Annotated in this window: 11 protein-coding genes and 1 tRNA gene; 3 read left to right on the top strand and 9 right to left on the bottom strand. The window is 33.4% G+C overall.

Annotated features, from left to right (window positions below; genetic code table 11):
* Positions 1-392: 392 nt before the first annotated feature.
* The 7 genes from LUU93_RS16795 to LUU93_RS16765 form a co-directional block, all read right to left on the bottom strand.
* A complete protein-coding gene (locus LUU93_RS16795) occupies positions 393-5,243 on the bottom strand; it encodes a RecQ family ATP-dependent DNA helicase (RefSeq protein WP_232682326.1) in 4,851 nt (1,616 codons plus the stop codon).
* 530 nt (positions 5,244-5,773) lie between these two features.
* On the bottom strand, positions 5,774-6,712 hold the full coding sequence (locus LUU93_RS16790; RefSeq protein WP_232682325.1) for an alpha/beta fold hydrolase: 939 nt from the start codon (positions 6,710-6,712) through the stop codon (positions 5,774-5,776).
* A 305-nt stretch (positions 6,713-7,017) separates the two neighbouring features.
* Positions 7,018-10,068 (bottom strand): efflux RND transporter permease subunit, encoded by a 3,051-nt coding sequence (locus tag LUU93_RS16785; RefSeq protein ID WP_232682324.1) that lies wholly within the window; start codon positions 10,066-10,068, stop codon positions 7,018-7,020.
* Between the two features lie 7 nt (positions 10,069-10,075).
* Positions 10,076-11,167, bottom strand: coding sequence for an efflux RND transporter periplasmic adaptor subunit (locus tag LUU93_RS16780; RefSeq protein ID WP_232682323.1), 1,092 nt, complete (start codon positions 11,165-11,167; stop codon positions 10,076-10,078).
* Between the two features lie 19 nt (positions 11,168-11,186).
* Positions 11,187-12,539: a TolC family protein gene (locus LUU93_RS16775; protein ID WP_232682322.1), complete on the bottom strand. Its 1,353-nt coding sequence runs from the start codon at positions 12,537-12,539 to the stop codon at positions 11,187-11,189.
* Positions 12,540-12,592: 53 nt separating this feature from the next.
* Positions 12,593-13,261, bottom strand: a complete 669-nt coding sequence (locus tag LUU93_RS16770) for a TetR/AcrR family transcriptional regulator (protein ID WP_232682321.1) — start codon at positions 13,259-13,261, stop codon at positions 12,593-12,595.
* A gap of 320 nt (positions 13,262-13,581) precedes the next feature.
* Positions 13,582-13,654, bottom strand: a tRNA-Met gene (locus tag LUU93_RS16765).
* 149 nt (positions 13,655-13,803) lie between these two features.
* Here LUU93_RS16765 and era point away from each other — a divergent pair.
* Positions 13,804-14,685 (top strand): GTPase Era, encoded by an 882-nt coding sequence (gene era, locus LUU93_RS16760; protein ID WP_232682320.1) that lies wholly within the window; start codon positions 13,804-13,806, stop codon positions 14,683-14,685.
* Between the two features lie 324 nt (positions 14,686-15,009).
* Positions 15,010-16,317: a ribosome biogenesis GTPase Der gene (gene der, locus LUU93_RS16755; protein ID WP_232682319.1), complete on the top strand. Its 1,308-nt coding sequence runs from the start codon at positions 15,010-15,012 to the stop codon at positions 16,315-16,317.
* 82 nt (positions 16,318-16,399) lie between these two features.
* Here der and LUU93_RS16750 read toward each other — a convergent pair whose 3' ends face one another.
* Positions 16,400-18,274 (bottom strand): transthyretin-like family protein, encoded by a 1,875-nt coding sequence (locus tag LUU93_RS16750; protein ID WP_232682318.1) that lies wholly within the window; start codon positions 18,272-18,274, stop codon positions 16,400-16,402.
* A gap of 343 nt (positions 18,275-18,617) precedes the next feature.
* Here LUU93_RS16750 and LUU93_RS16745 point away from each other — a divergent pair, with 343 nt between their 5' ends.
* Positions 18,618-21,374 carry an outer membrane beta-barrel protein gene (locus tag LUU93_RS16745; protein WP_232682317.1) on the top strand — a complete coding sequence of 919 codons (2,757 nt, stop codon included), beginning with the start codon at positions 18,618-18,620 and terminating at the stop codon, positions 21,372-21,374.
* 261 nt (positions 21,375-21,635) lie between these two features.
* Here the strand turns inward: LUU93_RS16745 and LUU93_RS16740 are convergent, their stop codons facing one another.
* A complete protein-coding gene (locus LUU93_RS16740; RefSeq protein ID WP_232682316.1) occupies positions 21,636-22,370 on the bottom strand; it encodes a DUF2490 domain-containing protein in 735 nt (244 codons plus the stop codon).
* Positions 22,371-22,637: the final 267 nt, after the last annotated feature.

The following is a 22,637-nucleotide window of genomic DNA, read 5'->3' as shown; positions in this document are numbered from 1 at the left end:
TTAGATATTTTCGGGGGGCATCGTTCTAGATTTAGCTAGGCTGATAAGTAAAATTATATTTGTTATTTGAAATATGCATATTATTAATCTTTGACACGGCAGTTTTTTATTGTTCTGTTTTTATTTGAAACGACATACTATGCTAATCGTTCTTTCCAAGTTTTTCATTCGAGCATAAGACTTTCCAGAAGATCATAGAAGGCTTTGGTATGATTGTAATATTCCCAGTTAGTCTGTTATTTGTTCATTACTACTCTCTCCTTGTAATTCCGGCTGGCATTATTGCCATGTCAGTATCTATATATAAAACGTGTAGTGTTTTCATGCATTTTTACTGGTGAATATCGAAGGAACTGATTGATCTTCTTTCCTACAAAACAAATGTCTAACTTTTACTTATGCTCAATAATTTCAAAATAAAGCTCAGGCAAGATTATTTTGATTTCCTGCGATGCTCCTTCTTTAAGCCAATACAGTATAAAATTCACCTTCGCACTTTTTAATTCATAATGTCTCGACTTCATTATTTCAATTTTCTCAATGAATAGTTTTGAGAATTTCAATACAGATTGTCCGCTTGAATTTAAGCATTCATAACCCACAACATGTAGCATTTCTCCACACGTAAGTCCAGAAACTAAAATCTGTCTGTTAATAAAATAGTCTAACCAAATATCTTTGAAAGTGGCATGTATCGCAATTTTATCAGGTATAGTGTAAACTTCAAAATCATTTATTTGTTCAAGATTTTCTGCTGCCAAATGATTGAGATAGTTTGCATTTAGGTGGACATTTAGATTACGTTTAGCTCTGGTCATCGCTACATATAATTGTCGCTTGGCTTCATCAGCAGCAGTATTAAAATTCTCAAGTAAAAGAAAGACATTATCAAACTCTCTTCCTTTGGCTTTATGAATGGTTGACACAAAAATTGTTTCGCCATTTTCATTATAAAAATCCTCCAATTTAGATTCCCGGATTAAAACTTCTAAATCGGATTTGTACTTTCTATTAGGATTAGTGGTTTCAAAATCTTTGATGATGTTCTGGCAAATCTCTAATTTGTTGCTGTTACAGAAGGTGTTAATTAGTTCTTTTTTAGCATTGTCCCAAACTTCATCACTGATTGTGTAAATATCAGCTCCAACATTTACTTTATCGATTAAAAATCGAACTTCAATAAGATTATATAAACTAAAATCATCATTAGATTGTATTAGTTTTGCGTTTATGCCAGCCTTTAAAAGCAACCCAGCAACTTTTACAGCCTCTTCGTTAGTTTTTGTGAGTACGCACGTAGTTCCGGAAAGATCTGCGTTAACTATATCAGTTACAAGAGGTGTAATCAGATTGCTGCTTTGATACCTAACAACCTTGATTTTTCCATTATCGGTTTGATTAGCAATGATGGGTGTTTCTTTTAGACGGTGTTGGATTTGTTGGACAAATTGATTCGAAAATGCAACCAGATTACTTTTACTGCGGTAATTTTCGACTAACTCATGTTTTACGGCGTTGTTATCATAAATAAACTGTTCCAGATATTTAGAACTTGCTCCTCTAAACTCATAAATATTTTGGTCATCATCTCCCACAGCAATAACCCTCATTTCTTCATTCTGATTCATCAATGCGTTTATAAGGGCGAATTCATCTGCATTCATATCCTGAGCTTCGTCAATTACTAAAACAGTCTTTGTAATTTTATTAGCCTCAACATCACCGTTTTTAATTCTTTCAACCGTAGTGTTTAAAATATCCGTCGATTTTTCTAAAGTACCCACCTTACCCAAAAGATCAAAACAGTAAGAATGAAATGTTTTAATTTCAATAAAGTTTGCTGCATTACCAATTAGTTTTAATAAACGTTTTTTAAATTCGATAGCAGCAGCTCGTGAAAATGTCAGCATTAGTAGCTGCTCATGCTTAACATCTTCCATTAACAAGAGTGAAGCCAGTTTATGGACTAATACCTTTGTTTTTCCACTGCCGGGACCAGCAGCAACAACTATGTGTTGTGTTTCGTTATCTTTTATAATTTTTAATTGTGTAGGTGAAAGTTCCCCAAATAACTGTCTGAATTTTGCAGGGGTAATATTCCGTTTAATTTCATTCTGTCTATCACTGCCATTAAAATATTTGTTTAAGAAAGAGCTGTAATTAAGGTGGAAATAATCTTCTACAAACTGAAGTGCATTCTTATAATCCATAATCATTCTTTGGGCATATTCGCCCACAATGTGGATTTGTTGGACTTTGCTTTCGTAAAACTGGTTTAGCTTTTGATAATCGTCTTTAGTATATCTTTTTTTATTATCTTGTTCTGTTCGCTCAATCGTTAAGCTGTTATAAACTACAAGAAAACCACCTTCTATCTTTATTGCCTCAATTCGCGAAAGATAGAATAATGTATCTTCAATGTCGTCGATGCTTATTTCTCTTTTGAATAGGCTGAAGCTATTATCATAAACCGTCTTTAGTTCATGTACTGAAAACTCCACCAAAATCTCCTCTTTATCTGCCTGGCCTTTTATCGCTTCGGTGATTGTTTTATCATAAAAAAAATTAACGATAAATGCTGCTAACTCATGGCGTTTTTCAAGTTTATCTTTTAATTGTTCTTTAGTTTGAAGACAGAGTACGGCAATATGGTTTTTAGAATGGTCTAAGTTCTTTCTTTTAATCCAGTTTTTAATAGACCAAAAGTTAATTATCGTTTTTAGTTTATTGGTGTTTACACCATCACAGCTATCTTTTTCTGCATTCTCGTTTAATTCTTTCAAATGAAAAATACTTTCTTCTTCTTTGAAAACTGAGAGTAAAAAGTTTTCAATTTTGCTGTATGACTCTACTATGGCAAGAGAGCGGTTTTTATTATCTGTATTCTTTATAAATGCAGTCAAATCCTTGGCATCTGCCAGAATATTTTCTTCACGCAGCAAGTTTATTACATTAATGACTTCTTCCTTTATAATACCCAAATGATCGCTAATATAGTCTACCCTTGATTCTGGAGTTTCGTTGTTGGTCTGCTTTCTGCTTTTACTTGAAAACAGCTTCTTTATGATACGTACACCTTGTTCTTTTTGCTTTTCTTCAAATCTTCCCGAAGTGTTTATTTTATCGATGGCTTCTTGGGTATTTTTAGATAAAATACTATTAGCAAACACCCTAGGCATATTCTGTCCGCATTTTAAATACCCCGCATCTTCAAGGGCAGCAATTGCGGTAGTTACACGCGTTTCTATTTCTACAACATTATCGTCCCAACCTGCCTTACGGGCGATTTCTAACGCGGAATTAGATACTTTAGAACGAAATCTTGTAATATCCTTTATCGCTTTCCATACCTGCTGGATTTCCTTAATGGAAAGTTTGGTCTGGTTCAGCAGAATAAAGTGCTTGCTGAGGTCTTCTTCGTTAAACAGCACAAAACAATCAGCCGAAATATTTTCATCCCTGCCAGCACGCCCAGCTTCCTGCACATAGTTTTCAAGTGAATCTGAAATTTCATAATGAATAACCAAGCCTACATCTTTCTTGTCTACTCCCATACCAAATGCGGAAGTGGCCACCATAATTTGTGTTTTGCCATTTAAAAAGGAATCCTGATTCTCGGTCTTCTCCTTTTTATCCATTTTGCCATGGTATGGTTTTGCATTAAAACCGTCTTTTGCCAGCTGCTCGGCAAGTTTATACGCTTTGAGTGTTCTGGATACATAGATAATTGTAGGACAGTTTTTCTCCTCTATTAAATCTCTGGTGGTCAAATATTTTTCATCTTCATTTTGCTTTTCAAAAACCTTGTACTGAAGATTAGACCTTGACGCTTTTGAAGTGAATACTTCAAGATCCAGCGATAGTTTTTCACGAAAATAATCCCGGATATCTTCAATTACCTTTTGTTTGGCTGTTGCGGTAAAGCAGGATACAGGTATGCAGTCTTCAAGGTTTTTCTTTTCCTGAATTAACTTTATAAAATCACCAATATATAAATAGTCGACCCTGAAATCTTGTCCCCATGATGAAAAGCAGTGTGCTTCATCAATCACAATACGTGCAACTTTCCGGCCTAAAATTAGCTTTTCGATAGTCTTTGAACGTATAGACTCAGGTGAAATATACAAAATAGAGGCAGAGCCATCTTCAATTCTTTCAAATGATTTGGCTCTTTCAATAGGATCTAAAAGTCCATTAATAGTAACAGCTTCTGTTATTCCATTTTTTTCAAGGTTGTCGACCTGATCTTTCATTAACGACTGAAGCGGAGAAATTACGATGGTTAATCCTTTAGAGTTTTCAGCACTCATAAGTGCCGGAACCTGAAATGTTATTGATTTTCCACCGCCAGTTGGGAAAACTGCCAGTACCGACTTATTGTTAACGGCGGCCTTAACGGCTTTTTCCTGAAGCGGTTCACCACCATAAGTTCGGTAGGCATCAAAGCCAAAGAATTTTTTTAATCCTTTGTAGATATCAAGCGCGTTGTTGCAATAAATACAGCCGGTTATACAAGGTTTACTCCGTAATAATAACATTATACGTTCTACTTCGGGGTAGTTTTTAAGAACCCATGGGGGCGTAATGGAATGAACCTTTCTATGGATTATAAATGAATTAATCAGTGACAGGCAATACGCCAATTCGATAGGATTTTCAGCTATTATTTTGGTTAAATCTGAGTGTTCACAAATCTCACTGCGGAATTTTAATCTAATCTGTACTTCTGCATCAGGGTTTATATTCTTGTATTTTACTAACCGAAAAAAAGCTCCAAACTCTTTTTTCTCACTTAAGAGGAGATAAAAAATTTCTTTAAGTGTTTTATCAATCTGCCAAAAAGCAGCGATTTCACTATTGAATAAATCTCGTGCTTTAATAGAATCGTTTAACGGATTGTTTGTGTCTTCCGTCTGAAGTTTATCATCTTTTAATAAGGCATGGTAAGGCTTAGTTGGAAATAACAAAGGAGATAAATGTAAAGTATCAATTATGTTAGAAGAATTAATACCAGCATCATAAATTGCTTTACCTATATATTTTATATCGTGATTTAAAATGTTGTGCCCGCATACATAATCGTCACCTTTGAGGAACTGGACAAAATCTCCTAAAGATGCTTTATGGAATTGATTACCGTTTTCTTTAATTGCACCTATATCAAGGATTTTGCCTTTTGATGGTTCAATTTCGGTGTCAATAAATGTAATTAAACGGGTATTATTTTGTTCATCTATTAGCATTTAAACTCGACAAGATTATGTTTTTTAATCAAACTATAAATACACAAATGTTTAACGGCGAGGAAGATATGTAGCTAATTTAGTATTTAATTTCTAAATTCAAGATATTTTTGTTAAATAAGATTCTTTATGTTAAATGAGGTTAGGTGGCGGACAGCAGCAGTCTTATAATAAATTTAACAAAACAAAAAAGCTCCAGATTTCTCTGAAGCTTTTCTTTTAGCAGCCTCGGAAGGACAAATGTTGAACTTTTTTGTAGAAGATTTGCGACATTTACTGAATATTCCGAAGAATCCACTATCTAAATTATGCTGAATAATAATTTGATCGTTTAATATTTAAAATATGCTATATTAGCATAGGCTGAATGATTGTCTTTAAAACTAATCTTTTTTACGTATTTAGATTATAATACGACTACACTCGTTGATGATCGTCTGGTTAATGTTATTATGACTTGTCTCACCGGACTTTCTAAAAATGGTTTGCTAATAAAACTTTGAAGTAATTGAAGTCTTCTGTTTTCTATCTTATTTCGCTATGAATTCTAATGCTCTTTTTACAAAATCTTCGTTATTTTGGAATATTCCGCCATGTCCAGAATCTTTATAAACAATTATTTCGGAATTTTTAATTCGTTTTTTTAATTCGTATGAATTACTAATAGGAACCATTTTATCGTCTTCACCATTTACTATTAGTACAGGATGATTTATAACAGATAAGTCTTGAGGTGTTTGCAAGCCCCAGTCTTTTATTGCATCGAGTTGAAACATCAAGTGCTTCATTTTTAATTTTTCTCCTCTGTTCTCTTTCCTTTCTTTTAAGCGTCCAAGATAACTTTTGGCGGCTTTTTGACCATTAGCATTCCCTTTGAAGAATAAATAGAATTTTTCATTTCTCAATGTAAAAATTCCTTTGAATACATCGGAGAATACCACTTTTGACATTTTACTGATAGCCTCACCACCAGCAGGCCCAGTACCAGCAAGGATTACTTTGCTTACAAGTTGTGGCTCTCGAAGTAAAATTTCCTGTGAGATGAAACCACCCAATGAAAATCCGAAAAGATCAACTTTTTGATAACCGAGTGCTTTAATAAAAGCTATTGCATCTGTAGCCATTTCTGCAACGGTTTTTGGAGTTGTACCTCCTGTAGAACCTATACCTCGATTGTCAAAGCAAATGATTGGATGTTCTGAAGCCAGGCCATTTATAATTTTGGGGTCACAATCATCCATTGTAGCAGATAAGTGATTTAGAAAAATTATTGGTAAGCCTGGTTTATCTTCGCCAAGTTTACGATAAAAAAAATCTGTCCCTTTAATATTAATTGATTGTGTTTTAACATTTTTAAAATCCATAATTTTAGTTTTTAGTGAATTGTTATTAATTAAATTATTTGTTTGTCCAGTTGATTTCGCAATCATTGTCATGATTAGTAAAAACAATATTGAATACTTTCTCATTATATTTCTTTATTTAAAATTCGAGCTAACTCTTTTTAAACCTCTTTTCTTCAGTATTTGGCAAAACCAATTGTTTTCATCAATCCCTGAAAAATTGTAGATGTAAACAAAGTCCTCAATGTCTAACTTGTGTTCTTTAAAAAAGCTGTATAAAAGATAAGCAACATTTTTAAAGTGTGATTTCTCAGGCTCTATTAGAACTAGAGTTTCCATCCAATATATTTTCTCTATTTTGGACTTAATTGTCTCCCTTAATTTATTGACAATCAAATCGTCTTTAATATTATAATAGATAATATTCATTTTTATATCTCATCTAGTTTAGGAGGAATCAATTTATACATTACCGGTGTTACAATTCTTGCCAGAATTGTTGAACTTATCAGTCCACCAATCAATACAATAGCCAATGGAGATATTTGAGGATTGGAATTCAAGGCTAAAGGAATCAAACCACAGATTGCGGTAACTGATGTTAAAACTACCGGTAGAAAACGAGTTTCACCAGCAATAGCAATTGCTTCATCAATGGACTTTCCTTCTTGTCTTAATTGATTTGTAAAATCGACTAGAAGAAGGGAGTTTTTGACTTGAATTCCGGACAATCCAATGAAACCGATAATAGAAACCAATGACATTGGGTTTCCTGATGCTATTAAAAATAATACACCTCCAAGAACTCCTAATGGAATGATGGATAGTACGATGATGATTCCTTTAAATGTTTTGAATTGCAGTAATAAAACAGCGATGAATAAAAACGTACTCAATATAATTACAGCAAGAAAATTACCTCCTAATGCATCACCTTCTGATTCTTTTTCTCCAGATAGTTTGTAATAATAACCTTTTGGCATTTTAAGTTTATCCAATTTAGGTATAATATCTACCAGCAGGTTATTTGCTAAATAACCATCTTTTGTCATGGCACTGACTTTTGAAAAGCGTGATTTGTTAAAGTGGTTTATTGCTGTTGGTGCTGTTTCAAAAGATATTGTTGCAATTTGATTTAGTGCAATTGGTGTTCCCTGAACATTATTTACATATAAATTTTTTAGTGCATCAAGATTAGAAAACTTATCCCTAGGTAAAGTAATAGTAACGTTTCTGGCATCACCTCGGTTATCTATATAATCTCCAACTGTTAAACCAGCAACGGCAAAGCGAATTACTTTGTCAATTTCGCTTGTTAGTACACCCAATGTTCTTGCTTTTTCTTTATTAATTTTTACTTTAACATCTGTTTTATAAGTATTTAACTCGTTGTTGATATATACTGTTCCTTCTTGATTTCTTAAAATAGTCTCCACTTGAGAAGAAAGCTTGCGTAAAATTTCCTGGTCTTCGCCAAATAATCGCACAACTATATTGGCTTCCAGAGGTGTTCCTTGTTCAAAATCTTTTACTTCTACTTTAGCATAGGGCATCGTTTTAAATTTTTCGCGCAATTCTTGTATAAGAATAGTTTTATCTGAAGGTTTTGCTTCGTCTTCCAATTGCACGAAAATTTGAGCAAAATCAGATTTTCTGTCCTGAGGATGTACGTTGTAGTAAATCTGCGGATTTCCTTTTCCCACATTTGAGGTGAAGTATACAATTTCTTTATGGTTTTTCAACTCAGTTTCAACAATTTTTGTTACCCTGTCACTTTCCGAAATATTGGCTTGAAGCGGCATTTTTATGTTGATTAAAAACATTGGCTTTTCCGAAGTTGGGAATAACTTAAATCCAGCTACAGAAAACAGTCCAAAAGCGATAACACTTAAAAATATTGAAATGGCAATCGTAGTTTTTGGAAATTTCAGTGCTTTAGGCATAATATTTTTGTATGAACTGGTAAGGAATTTTTGCAAATACTGAAGAAATATATTTCCTCCTTCATGTTCATGTGTTTTTAAGAATCGACTTCCCAAAAACGGAACCAATGTTAAAGCCACAAGCATAGAAGCCAATACACTCGTGATTACCGCCATAGGCAAACTTCTGATGAATTCACCAGCCATGTCAGGAAGAAAAGCCAGTGGTATAAAGGCTATGACCAAAGTAGCCGTAGTACCTACAACAGCAACACCAATTTGTTTTGTACCTTTTAAAACGGCATCCATTTTAGAATGCCCTTCACGGAGCCAGCGTTCGATATTTTCTACAACAACAATGCTATCATCAACCAGCAATCCTAAAGCAACCACCAATCCAACAATACTTAATTGGTTTAAGGAATACCCTAAAGCATTCATTGCAATTAATCCTAAAGCCAATGATAAAGGAATGGAAATCATAACAATAAGGGATGCTCTGGAACCTAACGGTACTAATGTGATAACAACCAGAAGAATAGCTAATCCAAAATCAAAACCTAAATGTCCCAAACGTTTTGATACCATATCGGCCTGGTCAAAGTTTTTTATTAGTTTGATGTTAGCAGGTAAATCTTTAGAAAATTCATCAACTATTGGTAAATATTCTTTCTGAACATCACTAATGTTTACATTGTCCTTCATTCCGGCTGTAACCAAAACACATCGGTGTCCATTAATTCTTGTAATATGATTTACTACTTCAGATTTGTAACTCACTTCGGCTACATCTTTCATATAGATGATTTTTCCATTGGCATTGTAAACAACTGTATTGGCAACATCATCTGCGTTTTTGAATTTACCACTTGTTTTTACATTAAATACTTTGGTATCCAAATCAATACTTCCACCAGGAATATCAGCAGCTTCACTTTGTAAACTTCCCATTACTATATTCAATGGAATTTTTAATTGTGCCAATTTTTCCAAATTCAAATCCACTCGGATTTCCTGTTCAGGAATTCCAGCATATTTTACATCTTTAAGATTGGTTATTTTTTCAATTTTTGTCTTTAGTTTATCCGCTTCATCTCGCAGTTTTTTGTCAGATGCACTCTCGGAAACCAAAGCTACCTGAAGAATTTTTACATCCGAAGACGAAATTTTCTCCGTTTTGATCTGATAAATATCTTTTGGTAATTCACTGCTTTTTAAGGCATTCATTTCGGTAGAGATTTCCTGATATTTATTATCAACATCAACTCCGTATTTAAATTTTACCTGAAAAGCAGCAACACCATCTTCTACAGTAGTTAGTATTTTTTCGATATTTTCTAATCCGTAAATCTTATTTTCAATAGGCTTTACGACTTGTTCCTCCATATCTTTTGGACTCGTACCAGGATAAATAACCGTAATCAAATATTGTGGCGGATGCGTTCCGGGATCTTCTGCTCTAGGCATCGTGAATAAGGTAAGAACCCCTACTACAGCAATTAAAAGAGCGAGAATCAGTGTAAACTGATAATTCTTAACTGAAAAGTTTGTTATCTTCATGACGTTGTTATTTAATTATTTTGATAGTTGATTGTTCGTTTAAATAAGCACTATTAGAAATAACTATTTGGTCAGTTTTTCGGAGTCCATTTTTTATAAATACCCTGTTATTTTCAAATTTATTTATTGTAACAGGCTGTCTTTTTACCTTGTTATTTTCTACGATAAATACAAAGGCCTTGTTTCCATCTGCTTCGATAAGTGAATTATAAGGGATAACGATAAAATCTTGTGCGTTCTCAGTTTGTATGTCTGCTTTCCCAAACATACCTACAGCTGGCTTGATATTTCCCATTTTGAGTTTCAATTCTACCTGAAAAGACCCTAAGGCTGCATCAGCAGATTGTGATTTTCGGAAAACGGATGCTTCAAATGGCTTTTCAGGGTAGCTATCAAGTTTGACGATTGCTTTCTGTCCGATTTTTACAGATGCCCATTCTTGGTCTGTCAATCCAATTTTTAGCAAATAATTATTGTTTTGGGTTGTTTCATTTATCGCTAGAACTGGAGAACCTGCACCAACAATTTCTCCTACGTTAGCTATTTTTCTTGCCACAAAACCATCGGCGGTTGCGAATATTTTTGCGTAACGAGCATTGAAAGCTACAGCATCTTTCTGCTTTTTAGCAATGTCAAGCCCTGTTTTCGTATTTTGTAATTGTTCTAGCGTGTAGACACTATCTTTATAAAGGTTGTAGGCACGTGTATAATCACGTTCGTATTTTTTTACATTCAGATCGGTTTGATTTAACCCTGCACTAATTTCAGTTTCATCTAAAGTTGCTAAAAGCTGTCCTTTTTTGAAAAATTGCCCTTCTTCTACAAAAATATGACTAACAACTCCACCAATTTTAAAAGCGTAATTAGCTTCGTTTTCTGTTGTTACCAAACCTGAAGCACTTATATCACTTGTAAGTACCAAAGATTTTACAGTTGCTGTTTTAATTGAAATAACATCAGCAGTTTCTAATGTGTCATGCTCTTTTTTTTCTTCTTTACAGGCATAAAAAATAGGGAAGGCTAAAAGGCATATTGCTATTGATTTTTTACTCACAAGTATAAAATTATTTTTTCGGTGTTTGTGAATCCTTGATTTCATAATTATTATGTTTTTAAATTTATTTTAAAGTAAAAGCGGCATTGGCTCTCTCTAATTCAGCAAAGGCAATCCAGGAATTATAAAGAGATATATTAGTATTTAGTTGGGCATTTACCCATTGATTTTGTGCATCTAAAAGTTCGATGTAGATAGCTTGGCCTTCTTTATATAATTTAGTTATGTCCTCATTATACTTTTTGGCAGATGCTTTCTGATTTTTATCGGCGTTGAATTGTTCCAGTGCAGATTTCAGGTTGTTTTGTGAAACCTGAAATTGAAGTAATAACTGTTGTTTTACATTATCTATTTGAGAACTTATTTTCTTGGTGTCTTCTTCAACTTGTCGAAGCTTATACTTGTTTTTGTTCCCTGAAAAAATGTTCCATTCCAACCCAAGCCCGGCAAAGTAATACCTTGATTGTTTATTGACTTCAAAATCAAAATCCTGAAAGCCTAAATCCGCAAAACCACTTAATTTCGGAAACCAATAAGATTGTGTTAACTTACCTACATTGCCATTAAGCTCTTTAAATAAGCTTAATTGTGAAAGTTCTTCCCTGTTTTGGGTATTTTCATTGGCCATTACATTAGGAAGCAATTCATTTTCAGAATCAACTTCTATTTCAGAATCAACTTCTATTTCGGTATCAAGCTTCTGATTGAGCAAAAAATTAAAATATGACTTAGCATTATTGTTTACTTGCTTCGCAGTTTCGAGGTTAGCCTCTATACGAATTACTTCATTATCACTTCGCAGAACTGCTGTACGGTTTATTTTGTCATTTTTAAACAGGGATTGATTAACTCTTTGATTTTCCTTTACCAATTTTAAAGCATCCTGATAAATTTTAACTCCCTCAATTGATTGCAGGTACTTGTAGTAAGCAATTTTTATTTCTTTTACTAACTCTCTTTTGTAAATTTCGAGTTCTATTTTTTGTAAGGAACTTTGCTGCATCTTAATTCTCTTGTTATAGATGATTTCAAAATTTAGCAATGGCATTGTTGTATGAATTTTGGCATCGTAAAAATTATCAGGATTTATTAGAACTGACTGATTTTGTAAGGTCGGAAAGGCGTTGGAATTTGTGATTTGATTTAAGGTATTGTAAACTGGGTTTAACAAATCCCCCATAGGAATGTCTATTGTTCTTCCTCCCTCAGCTTTTGTATAATTAGCATTTAAAGAAACTGTTGGATAAAATAGGGAACGAGCTTCTTTTAGGGCATATACACTCTTGTTAATGTCAAAGTTATGCTGTTTGATAACTTCGTTAGTGGTTAATCCAATTTGGATATAATTGTCGAGCTTGCTTTGTGAATATCCTAGATATCCAAGACAAATCATTACCAGTGTTGTTACATTTTTCATTATATACATTGTTTATTAATTGAACATTGTTCATTTTTTTAAGCAAAAAAAAATTAAAGTTTCTCTATTATTTTTAAATATTCATTATATCCATCAAATAAGATAGTATCAGGGTTAGTGAATTTAACACCTTTGGTTCTTTGTCGAATTTCAAGACAGCACATACCATGCACCAAACTCCAAACCATAAATGAAAGAGGCTCTACGTTATGACCTTTGAAATGACCTTTGTTAATACATTCTTCAACTGTTTTTTTTACCAGGCTAAATGTTGTTACGCCTTCATCCCAATTTTCATTATCAGAGTTTTCCAAGAATTCCATTGGTGCTTTAAGGTTAAACATCAAATCATACATTTCAGAATTTTCCAGGGCGAATTTTATATACATAAAACCCATTTTCCTCAATCGTTCCATTGGATCTTCAACACTAAACAATTCCTGAAAGTACCCCCCCAGTTCTTGAAAACCTATAGAATGCAAATCATGTAAAATTGCATTTTTATCTTTAAAATACACATAAACAGTACCTATACTATAATCAATTTCATCAGCTATGTTTCTAATGGTAGTTTGTTCGATTCCTTTTTCTATAAAAAGTTTTTTCGCTCCTTTTAGAATTAGATTCTTTAATGCTTCTTTTTCTCTTGCTTTTCTATCTGCTACACTCATAATTGATTTATTCTTTTGCAAATGTATGTATTTTTTTTGAACAACGTTCATTTTTTTAATAAAAATTAAACACAGTAACCAAAATGCTTGTTTTTACTGTGTTTTTTTATGATATAAACTTTTAAATTTTCTTAGGATTTTAGGAAACAGAGAACGATTAAATTCAACTATATCTTCATGATATGGAAGCGAAGTGCATTCCATCAATTTTGTAATAGCCAAACCTGCCCTGCTCCCCAAAGAGTTCTCATTGGAATGCTGTGCGAATGTCTCCTGACTTCGCATCCGCAATCTAAATCAAGGTAATTGCAGTTTTGCAAAAAAGTATAAAACAAAAAAGCTCCAGAGAAATCTGAAGCTTTTTGTCTTAGTAGCGGGAACAGGACTCGAACCTGTGACCTTCGGGTTATGAGCCCGACGAGCTGCCTACTGCTCTATCCCGCGATGTTTCGGGTGCAAAGATACGCCGATTTTTGTGAAATCCAACGAAAACTTTAAAAAATGTTTTATTTTCTGTATTGAGTTGATATGACTACCTTTGCACTCGAGACCGATAGGTCGAACTGTACGCAGTAAAATTAAATATTATGCAAATGTCACATAAAGCAGGTTTTGTAAACATAATCGGGAATCCAAATGTTGGAAAATCGACACTAATGAATGCCTTTGTTGGAGAAAGATTATCCATCATTACATCAAAAGCACAAACAACACGCCATAGAATTCTAGGAATTGTAAATGGAGAAGATTTTCAAATGGTACTTTCAGATACTCCCGGAATTATAAAACCGGCTTATGAAATGCAGGAGTCGATGATGAACTTCGTAAAATCGGCTTTTGAAGATGCTGATGTTTTAATTTACATGGTCGAAATAGGAGAACAGAACTTAAAAGATGAAGATTTCTTTAATAAAATCTTTTATGCTAAAATCCCGGTTTTACTATTATTGAATAAAATAGACAATTCAAATCAGGAACAATTAGAAGAGCAGGTTGCTTTTTGGAAAGAAAAGCTGCCAAATGCAGAAATTTTCCCAATCTCGGCTCTGCAGAACTTTAATGTTCCGGAAGTTTTTGGCCGAATTATCGAATTATTGCCAGAATCACCAGCTTATTATCCTAAAGATCAATTAACAGACAAACCGGAACGCTTCTTTGTAAACGAAACCATTCGTGAAAAAATCTTATTGAATTACAGTAAAGAAATTCCGTATGCAGTTGAAATTGTAACAGAAGAATTCCATGAAGACGATAATATTATCAGAATCCGTTCTGTAATTATGGTGGAACGCGATACACAAAAAGGAATCATCATTGGTCATAAAGGTGCGGCGCTAAAGAAAGTTGGAATGGACGCCCGCGTTGATTTAGAGAAATTCTTCGGAAAACAAATTCACATCGAGCTTTATGTAAAAGTGAACAAAAACTGGAGAAGTAACGCTAATATGCTGAAACGATTTGGTTATAATCAGTAGTTTTTGTTTAATCGGTTAATCGTTGATTTGTTTAATCGATAACCGAAAAGTTCTTGAAACCAAGGTGCCCTAGCCCCGATGAGAGGGAAAATCCTTTTGTGCCGGGGTTCGGCACAAAAGATTGGAAGGAACAGCGGGAAATAGCTCTTGAAAATTATACAAAAAACAATAAAAACTTAGGTACTTAGAAACTTAGCATCTCAGCAACTTTTTTTAACTACCTTTGCAAAAAATTTAAAGACAGCATTTTGGATTTACGATTTAATATGATTTTGTCAAAAACAGAATCTAAAATCTGAAATCTAAAATCTAAAATTCAAAAAAATGAATAACATTGTTGCGATAGTAGGAAGACCTAATGTAGGGAAATCAACCCTTTTTAATAGGCTGATACAGAGAAGAGAAGCTATTGTAGATTCAGTATCTGGGGTTACCCGTGATAGAAACTATGGTAAAAGCGAGTGGAACGGAAAAGAGTTTTCTGTCATTGATACCGGTGGATACGTTCGCGGATCTGATGACGTATTTGAAGGTGAAATCCGTAAACAAGTTGAGCTTGCTATCGACGAAGCAGATGTTATTATTTTTGTAGTTGATGTAGAAGAAGGTATTACACCAATGGACGAAACGGTTGCAAAGTTACTTCGCAAAGTAACGAAACCAGTTTTATTGGCTGTAAACAAAGTAGATAACGCAATGCGTGAGAAAGATGCGATTGAGTTTTATAATCTTGGTTTAGGGGATTATTTTACTTTTGCAAGTATTTCAGGAAGCGGAACGGGAGATTTATTAGATGCTTTAATTGATGTATTTCCTGAAAAAGAACCAGTTCAGGTTACGGAAGAATTACCTCGTTTTGCTGTTGTAGGACGTCCTAATGCAGGAAAATCTAGTTTTATCAATGCTTTAATTGGTCAGGATCGCTATATTGTAACCGATATTGCAGGAACTACCCGTGATGCAATTGATACAAAATTTGACCGTTTTGGTTTTGAATTCAATTTGGTTGATACTGCTGGAATTCGTCGTAAAGCAAAAGTTAAAGAAGATTTAGAGTTTTACTCCGTAATGCGTTCTGTAAGGGCAATTGAGCATGCTGATGTTTGTATCTTAGTAATTGACGCAACTCGTGGTTTTGAAGGACAGGATCAAAGTATTTTTTGGCTTGCAGAAAAAAACCGTAAAGGTGTTGTGATCCTGGTTAATAAATGGGATTTGGTAGAAAAAGATACCATGTCTAGCCGTGATTACGAAGAGAAAATCCGTAAAGAATTAATGCCTTTTACAGATGTGCCAATTTTATTTGTTTCGGCTTTAACAAAACAGCGTTTATTGAAAGCTTTAGAAGCTACAGTTCAGGTTTTTGAAAACAGAAAGCAAAGGATTGCAACTTCAAAATTCAACGAATATATGTTGAAAGTAATCGAAGCTTATCCGCCGCCGGCGACAAAAGGAAAATATGTAAAAATTAAATATTGTATGCAATTGCCAACACAAACGCCTCAATTCGTGTTTTTTGCTAATATGCCGCAATATGTTAAAGAACCATACAAAAGATATTTGGAGAATAAAATTCGTGATAACTGGGATTTCGCAGGAGTTCCAATCGATATTTATATCAGAGAGAAATAAAAAATCCTTTTTGGAAATCAAAAAAAAAGCAACATTTCAAATTATGAAATGTTGCTTTTTTATTTTTAAATCAAATTAAACCTTATATCTGATTCTCATCATAGAAGAAAATTTGCTCTAGTGGTGTACCTCCGTCAGAATCACCATTTTCTCCGTTGTGTTTTCTGGTTGAAGAATACAATTTTAAAGCGTAAGTACAACGTACCAAATTATCAAGCGGTGGAGCGTTGAGTGCAGAATTGTCGTTTATTCTTTTAACTAATGTTGTATTTATTATACCATCGGTAACATCTCGGTCTATACTAAGACTGTTACTATTTAGGTGTAAACGACCAGATGCCAGATACGGATGGTACAAAGTATATTTTGCGTGTACGGTACCGTTAATTGGCGTACAAAGAGTAGTTTCTTCAAGCTCTTTAATTGCAAGTCTTCTGTAAATCGGGTTATTATTCATAATGACCGAATTCAATATTTTTCCGCCATCTATAACACCAAACTGATTTGCAGCTTTATTGATTACTTCTCTAATCTCAAAACGGATGGCAAATTTTTCGACAGGGATTTCATTTGCTGGAGGAATAGGCTGTCCTGCGCTAAAAATGTTCGGAACATCCGGAGCTATCGTTAACGCAGCTGTATTCATTGAGATTAATGTATCTTCTTCAATAATATTATATAATATCAAATCAGCAGGAGTAAAACCAACACTTACTAATGCTCTTTCAATTGCATGGTTGACATCGAACCAGCCTTCAGCATCAAAATCAGATTGATCACTAACCACTGAAATCTGATTATGGATAGGAGAATAAACTTTTCGAATTAATTTAGAAACAACGCCAGGAACAAATAAATTAGGATATAGGCCTACTATTTTAGTAAAACCTGCTAAAGGAGGGTTATTAATATCGTCGTTTGGAAGAGTAGCATCACTTACGGAAAAACGATATTCAATCGGATTTCCGGCGGCTGATTTCAAAGCGGCTTGTCCAGTCAGTTTTATTGTTGAATACAATACATTTTTATCAGAACTGGCGTAACCTTCTGCGTCAAAATCTGGCGCACTTGTTCCATAAGAAGAGCTGAATTTAGATCCAATTCCAGTCCATGCACTTGGGAAATTCGGATCATTAGGATCTACAACATTTACATCAGAACATAAATTTACACACAAACAAAAACCAACATTTTTGCGTGCATCAGCTTTAGTTTCATCAACTAATTTTGTGCCGCCTAATTCAGCTTTAAAATAAACATCTGGTCCGCTTTGAAAAGAAAGGAAACTTGGATCAGTTTCTATATTTATCCAGGGCGATAAAAATGTCTTTTTAAAATCGGCCGAAGTATAATCGATTCTAAAATGCCCGTTTGAATCTGTTGTTGCCGTTCCTAAATTATCATCGGTTAAAAAATCGGCATCCATTGCCGTAACTTTCGCATTAGCGATTGGCTTATTGGTTTGGCAGTTCATTAAATGTCCGCAGATAACCCACGCATCAAAAAAGTGACCGCGAATATAACACCACCATTTATAAGCAATCGCATATTCCCATCTGTATCTTTCATCTTTCGCTTGTTTTTCAAGTTCTAAACGCATCGAAAAAGTCGTAATATGCAGCTGCACTATTTCATCTCTTTTTGGTTTTGGATGTTTTGGCGGAACTGAGCCGCAGACAAAATCAATATCGAAGCTTGCGTCTGTATGTTTTTCATCGACTTCAATTTGAAAATTACCTTCTGCATCTGTTTTTGCTTTGTAAGCAAGTAATTCTGCTCTTTGTTTTGCCTCTTCTTTTGAAACAAAACGGAATGTTTCTTTTGCACTAGAGGCTGTATTTGCAGTAGAATCAACATTTCTGTATGGATGGTAAATTAAAATTTCTACTTCAGATACGGCCTCAAGACAATCTTCACATACATATCCTCTTAAGGAACCTTTAAAAATATTTTTCATGGTAATGGGTTTTTAAGTTGCCTACTCTTATCAGTTTTCGACTTTTCTGTCATACTCTGTTTTAGGATTTTCTGAATTCTCCTTTTATTGTAGTCGCAAAGTTTTTGTATTTTGATGAAATAGAAGTAAGGCTAAATACTGTTTTTAAAAGGGCAGTTTTACCCTTTTTTATGGGGTTTAAATTTTTGATAACCAGTATTTTATGTTTTAAAATAAAAACCTAGGCGTATTTTTAGTTATCTTAATAACTGCAGAAAAGACACGTTATATGAATAAATGTAAAAACTACAATTAAACCTTTTAGCTTTTTTGTAATCTAACCATCTAACTAACCAATTTTTTTATGACTAAGATTTATTCATCTTTATCGGTTTTATTCCTTTTCGTCTTAACCGCCCATGCACAGAATGATATTACTATTAGAGGAGCAATTTTAGATGTAAATACCCAATTACCGCTGGAAATGGCAACGGTTTATTTTACCACAATTAAAGATTCTACTGTTATTGAATATGCCACCACAGATAAAAATGGTGTTTTTCGAATGGATATAAAAAAATATGACAAACCTGTGTTTTTGAAGGTAAGTTATATGGGATATCAAACCTATTTTGAAGAATATAAAGGACTTACAGAAAGTAAAGATTTTGGTAAAATATACATGCTTGAAAATGTAAACGCCTTAAATGATGTGGTTATAAAAACTGAAGCTGCGCCCATAACAATCAAGAAAGATACTTTAGAATTTAATGCAGGGTCTTATAAAGTCCGTCCAGATTCTAATGTAGAAACCTTATTGAAACAATTACCCGGATTTGATGTCGATAATGATGGAAAAATTACCGTAAATGGGCGAGAGGTTAATCAGGTTTTAGTAAACGGAAAAACCTTTTTTGATAAAGACGGAGCTATTGCCATTAAAAATTTACCTGCAGATATTATAAAAAAGATTCAGGTTTCTGATTTTAAAACCAAAAAAGAAGAACTGGCAAAGCAGGAATCAACTTCAGATTTTTCGAGTATTAATATTACTATTGATGAAAAGAAAAACAAAGGTTATTTTGGAAAAATAATGGGCGGTTACGGTACAAATGACCGCTATGAAGCCAATGTTAACCTGAATTATTTTAATAATAAACAAAAAATAAGTCTGCTGGCTTCTTCAAATAATATCAATTCAACCGGATTTTCTATGGATGATGTTTTTGATAATATGGGGGGCGGAAGAAATAGTAAAAGCGGCAGCTCAAATTCCGGCGGAAGCGGAAAGGGAATTACACAGTCAAATCTAGTCGGGCTTAACTATTCTGACGACTGGACAAAAGACCTGCTGGCAATGGGAAGTTATAATTTTTCGAATACGATTAATAATAATGACAGCAAATCAAATCAGCTTAGTTTTTTACCAACTGGAAATATTATTACCGAAGCCGATTCTAAAACAAGAAACGAAAGTACCGGAAATAATGTAAATTTTGAATTAGAATATAAAATTAATCCAAGTATGCGAATTGTTGTGGCACCAAAACTGAATCAATCGCGAACAAACAGTAATTCGACTTCATCAAGTTTCTCTGAAGATGAAAACGGAAATGCATTAAACGAAAGTAATTCTAAATCGTATTCTGAAAGTGATAACCTTAATTTTGGTAACACAATTAACTTTAATAAAACCTTTCAAAAGAAATCTCGAAATCTAAGCTTTGTATTTACCAATAATAATACAAGTACGGATTCTAATGGTTTGAATCTGTCTGAAACGATTTTTTATCAGGACAATCAGCCAAATGATGAAAGAAATCAAACGACAAAAAAGAAAAACAGCAGCGATGCCTATTCTGCAGATATTGAATATACAGAACCAATAACTGATTCTTTAAGAGTTAGATTTGGATCTGATTTTGATTGGAATACTAGTGTAAATGATGAAAAGACTTTTAATTTTAATACTGATACACAGGAATATAGTGATCTAAATTTGTCTCTAACTAATTATACAAGCTCCATGCAAAATTCTGTTACACCAAAAGTTGGGGTTACACTGCAAAAAAATAAGTTTACATTAAATCTTGACAGCCGAACTTCTATCGTAAATTTTGATAATCATTCGTTGTATTTAAATAATGCAACAGATTTAAGTAAAAAATATGCATTGCCATTTGCGACGGCCTTATTTAGATACAAGTTTACGCGTTCTAAAAATTTATCATTTAAATATGATTATTCAAACGCATTGCCGTCTGCAACGCAGTTAATGCCAGTTGTGAACCTTAATAACCCGCTGAATACAATTGTTGGAAATCCTAATTTACATCCGATAGAAAAAAGCAGTGTAAATTTCAATTTCAAAAATTATGATTTCCGTTCACGTTCTGGTTACAGTTTATATTTAAAAGGAGATTATTATGATAATGATATTGTGTCGACTTCTATATATGACGAAAGCGGAAAAAGAAATACAACTTACGTAAATATTTCAGGCGTTTACAATGCCTCTATTGGCGCAAACTGGAATCAGTCGGTAAAAGGCGGAGCGCATACTTTAAGATACGGTTTAGGATTAAACGCGGGCTATTCTTTTGACAAAGGATTTACAAATGCCGTTTTATATAATGCAAAATCGACTTCGATAACACCAAAAGTTTATTTGTCCTATGATTACGGAGAAATATTAACAATTGCACCATCTTATAATTTATCATACAATCAGTCGAAATATGAAAATTATTCACGAGATGCCACTTCAAATGTGGTTCACAGAATCAATTTGCAGACGACAACGTACTGGCCGGAAAATTTAATCTTCGGAAATGATTTTGGATATACCTATAATTCAAATATTTCTGGCGATTTCAAAAAAGATTTTTATTTATGGAACACTAGTTTGTCGTACGGATTTTTAGATAAAAAGCTGTATGCAAAAGTAAAAGTTTATGATGTTTTAAATCAAAATTTAAGTGCGACACGAACGATTTCTGCAACAGCAATCCGTGATGAAGAAAATACCGTTTTAAGGCGTTATGTAATGTTTTCCATGGCTTATAAAATCGGAAACTTCACAGGATCTGAAAAAGGAGGGAAGAGAAGGCAGCGAGAATAGTTTTTTTTGAAGGTTCAGAGGCTCAAAAGAAGCAAAGAAGCAAAGAAGCAAAGAGACAAAGAAGCAAAGAGACAAAGGTTCAAAAGGAACATAGAATAGAAAAAAATCCTAAATCAAATGAAATTTGATTTAGGATTTTTTTCTAAAATCTAAAATCTAAAATCTAAAATCTAAAATCTAAAATCTAAAATCTAAAATCTAAAATCTAAAATCTAAAATCTAAAATCTAAAATCTAAAATCTAAAATCTAAAATCTAAAATCTAAAATCTATCAATCTTATGATAAAAAGTAAATCGGATAATATCACGGTCATAAAAATCTACACCGCTGGCACGTCTTTGAAAACTTTTTAGATAACCTAATTCTAAGCCGATATTAGAATTAATATGATAGCGAAGTGCAGCGTAAAGACGATTTTGATCAAATGTATTTCGTTTATTATCTTTTCCGTAATTCAATAAAATTTCATCAGAAATTGTTCCTTTTAAGCTTTGTTTTTCCTTTTTCCAAAGATCAAAAGTCGATTGTAACCTATAACGAAACCGGTATGCAAAGGAAAAATTATCAAGAAGTTCTGTTCTTGTCGCTTTCTGTATAAAACGTTCTTCAAGCTGAAATCGATTATGAAAAGTAATTTTTGCAATATCGTTGATGAAAGTAATATCTTGCTGTATGCGATATTCAGGAATCGAAAAATCGGGATCAGCGTTCGGGTCCTGCGTATTTACGTTGAAGTAAGCAAAACCACCACCCAAATCAATAGTTTTTGCGGCTCGGTATCGACCTTGTAATCGTATAACAAATAAATTTTGATGAATTGGATTCACAAAACTACGGTTATCAAATTCAGAATGTAAAGCCCATTTTTCGGTTAAAGGAAGAATATTATAATAACGAATCCAGGTCAGCGTTTGCTGATCTGTTTTTTTTAGATTCTGTGCTGATAAAATAGAACCTGTAAAACCTAAAATAATAATTAATTTATAAATTTTCATTTGCCCAATTGAGGATGCGAATATATACAAACAAGAATTATTTTTTATTGCACTTTTTATTGATTTTGTGATTGTTTTGGTTAATTAATTCAAGTTGCTAGTTTAATAATTCAATAAATAAATTTGATCTAAAAAAGTTTAGAGGCTGTCTCAAAAGTGAGGCAGCTTTTTTTGTGGCATAAAAAAAGGAAAGCTTTCGCTTTCCTAATTCTTGCAATTTGATTAAATTGCGGTGTGTGTATAGCTTCAAAAGTAGTCTTTAAAGAT

Origin of the sequence: Flavobacterium soyae, from assembly GCF_021245985.1 — a bacterium.
GTDB lineage: Bacteria > Bacteroidota > Bacteroidia > Flavobacteriales > Flavobacteriaceae > Flavobacterium > Flavobacterium soyae.
This window is presented reverse-complemented; position numbering and strand designations above follow the sequence as displayed.

Bases quoted from the DNA above. Each gene is read 5' to 3' on its own strand.
- LUU93_RS16795 (WP_232682326.1), bottom strand. From the start codon at position 5,243: ATGCTAATAGATGAACAAAATAATACCCGTTTAATTACATTTATTGAC.
- LUU93_RS16790 (WP_232682325.1), bottom strand. From the start codon at position 6,712: ATGAGAAAGTATTCAATATTGTTTTTACTAATCATGACAATGATTGCG.
- LUU93_RS16785 (WP_232682324.1), bottom strand. From the start codon at position 10,068: ATGAAGATAACAAACTTTTCAGTTAAGAATTATCAGTTTACACTGATT.
- LUU93_RS16780 (WP_232682323.1), bottom strand. From the start codon at position 11,167: ATGAAATCAAGGATTCACAAACACCGAAAAAATAATTTTATACTTGTG.
- LUU93_RS16775 (WP_232682322.1), bottom strand. From the start codon at position 12,539: ATGAAAAATGTAACAACACTGGTAATGATTTGTCTTGGATATCTAGGA.
- LUU93_RS16770 (WP_232682321.1), bottom strand. From the start codon at position 13,261: ATGAACGTTGTTCAAAAAAAATACATACATTTGCAAAAGAATAAATCA.
- era (WP_232682320.1), top strand. From the start codon at position 13,804: ATGTCACATAAAGCAGGTTTTGTAAACATAATCGGGAATCCAAATGTT.
- der (WP_232682319.1), top strand. From the start codon at position 15,010: ATGAATAACATTGTTGCGATAGTAGGAAGACCTAATGTAGGGAAATCA.
- LUU93_RS16750 (WP_232682318.1), bottom strand. From the start codon at position 18,274: ATGAAAAATATTTTTAAAGGTTCCTTAAGAGGATATGTATGTGAAGAT.
- LUU93_RS16745 (WP_232682317.1), top strand. From the start codon at position 18,618: ATGACTAAGATTTATTCATCTTTATCGGTTTTATTCCTTTTCGTCTTA.
- LUU93_RS16740 (WP_232682316.1), bottom strand. From the start codon at position 22,370: ATGAAAATTTATAAATTAATTATTATTTTAGGTTTTACAGGTTCTATT.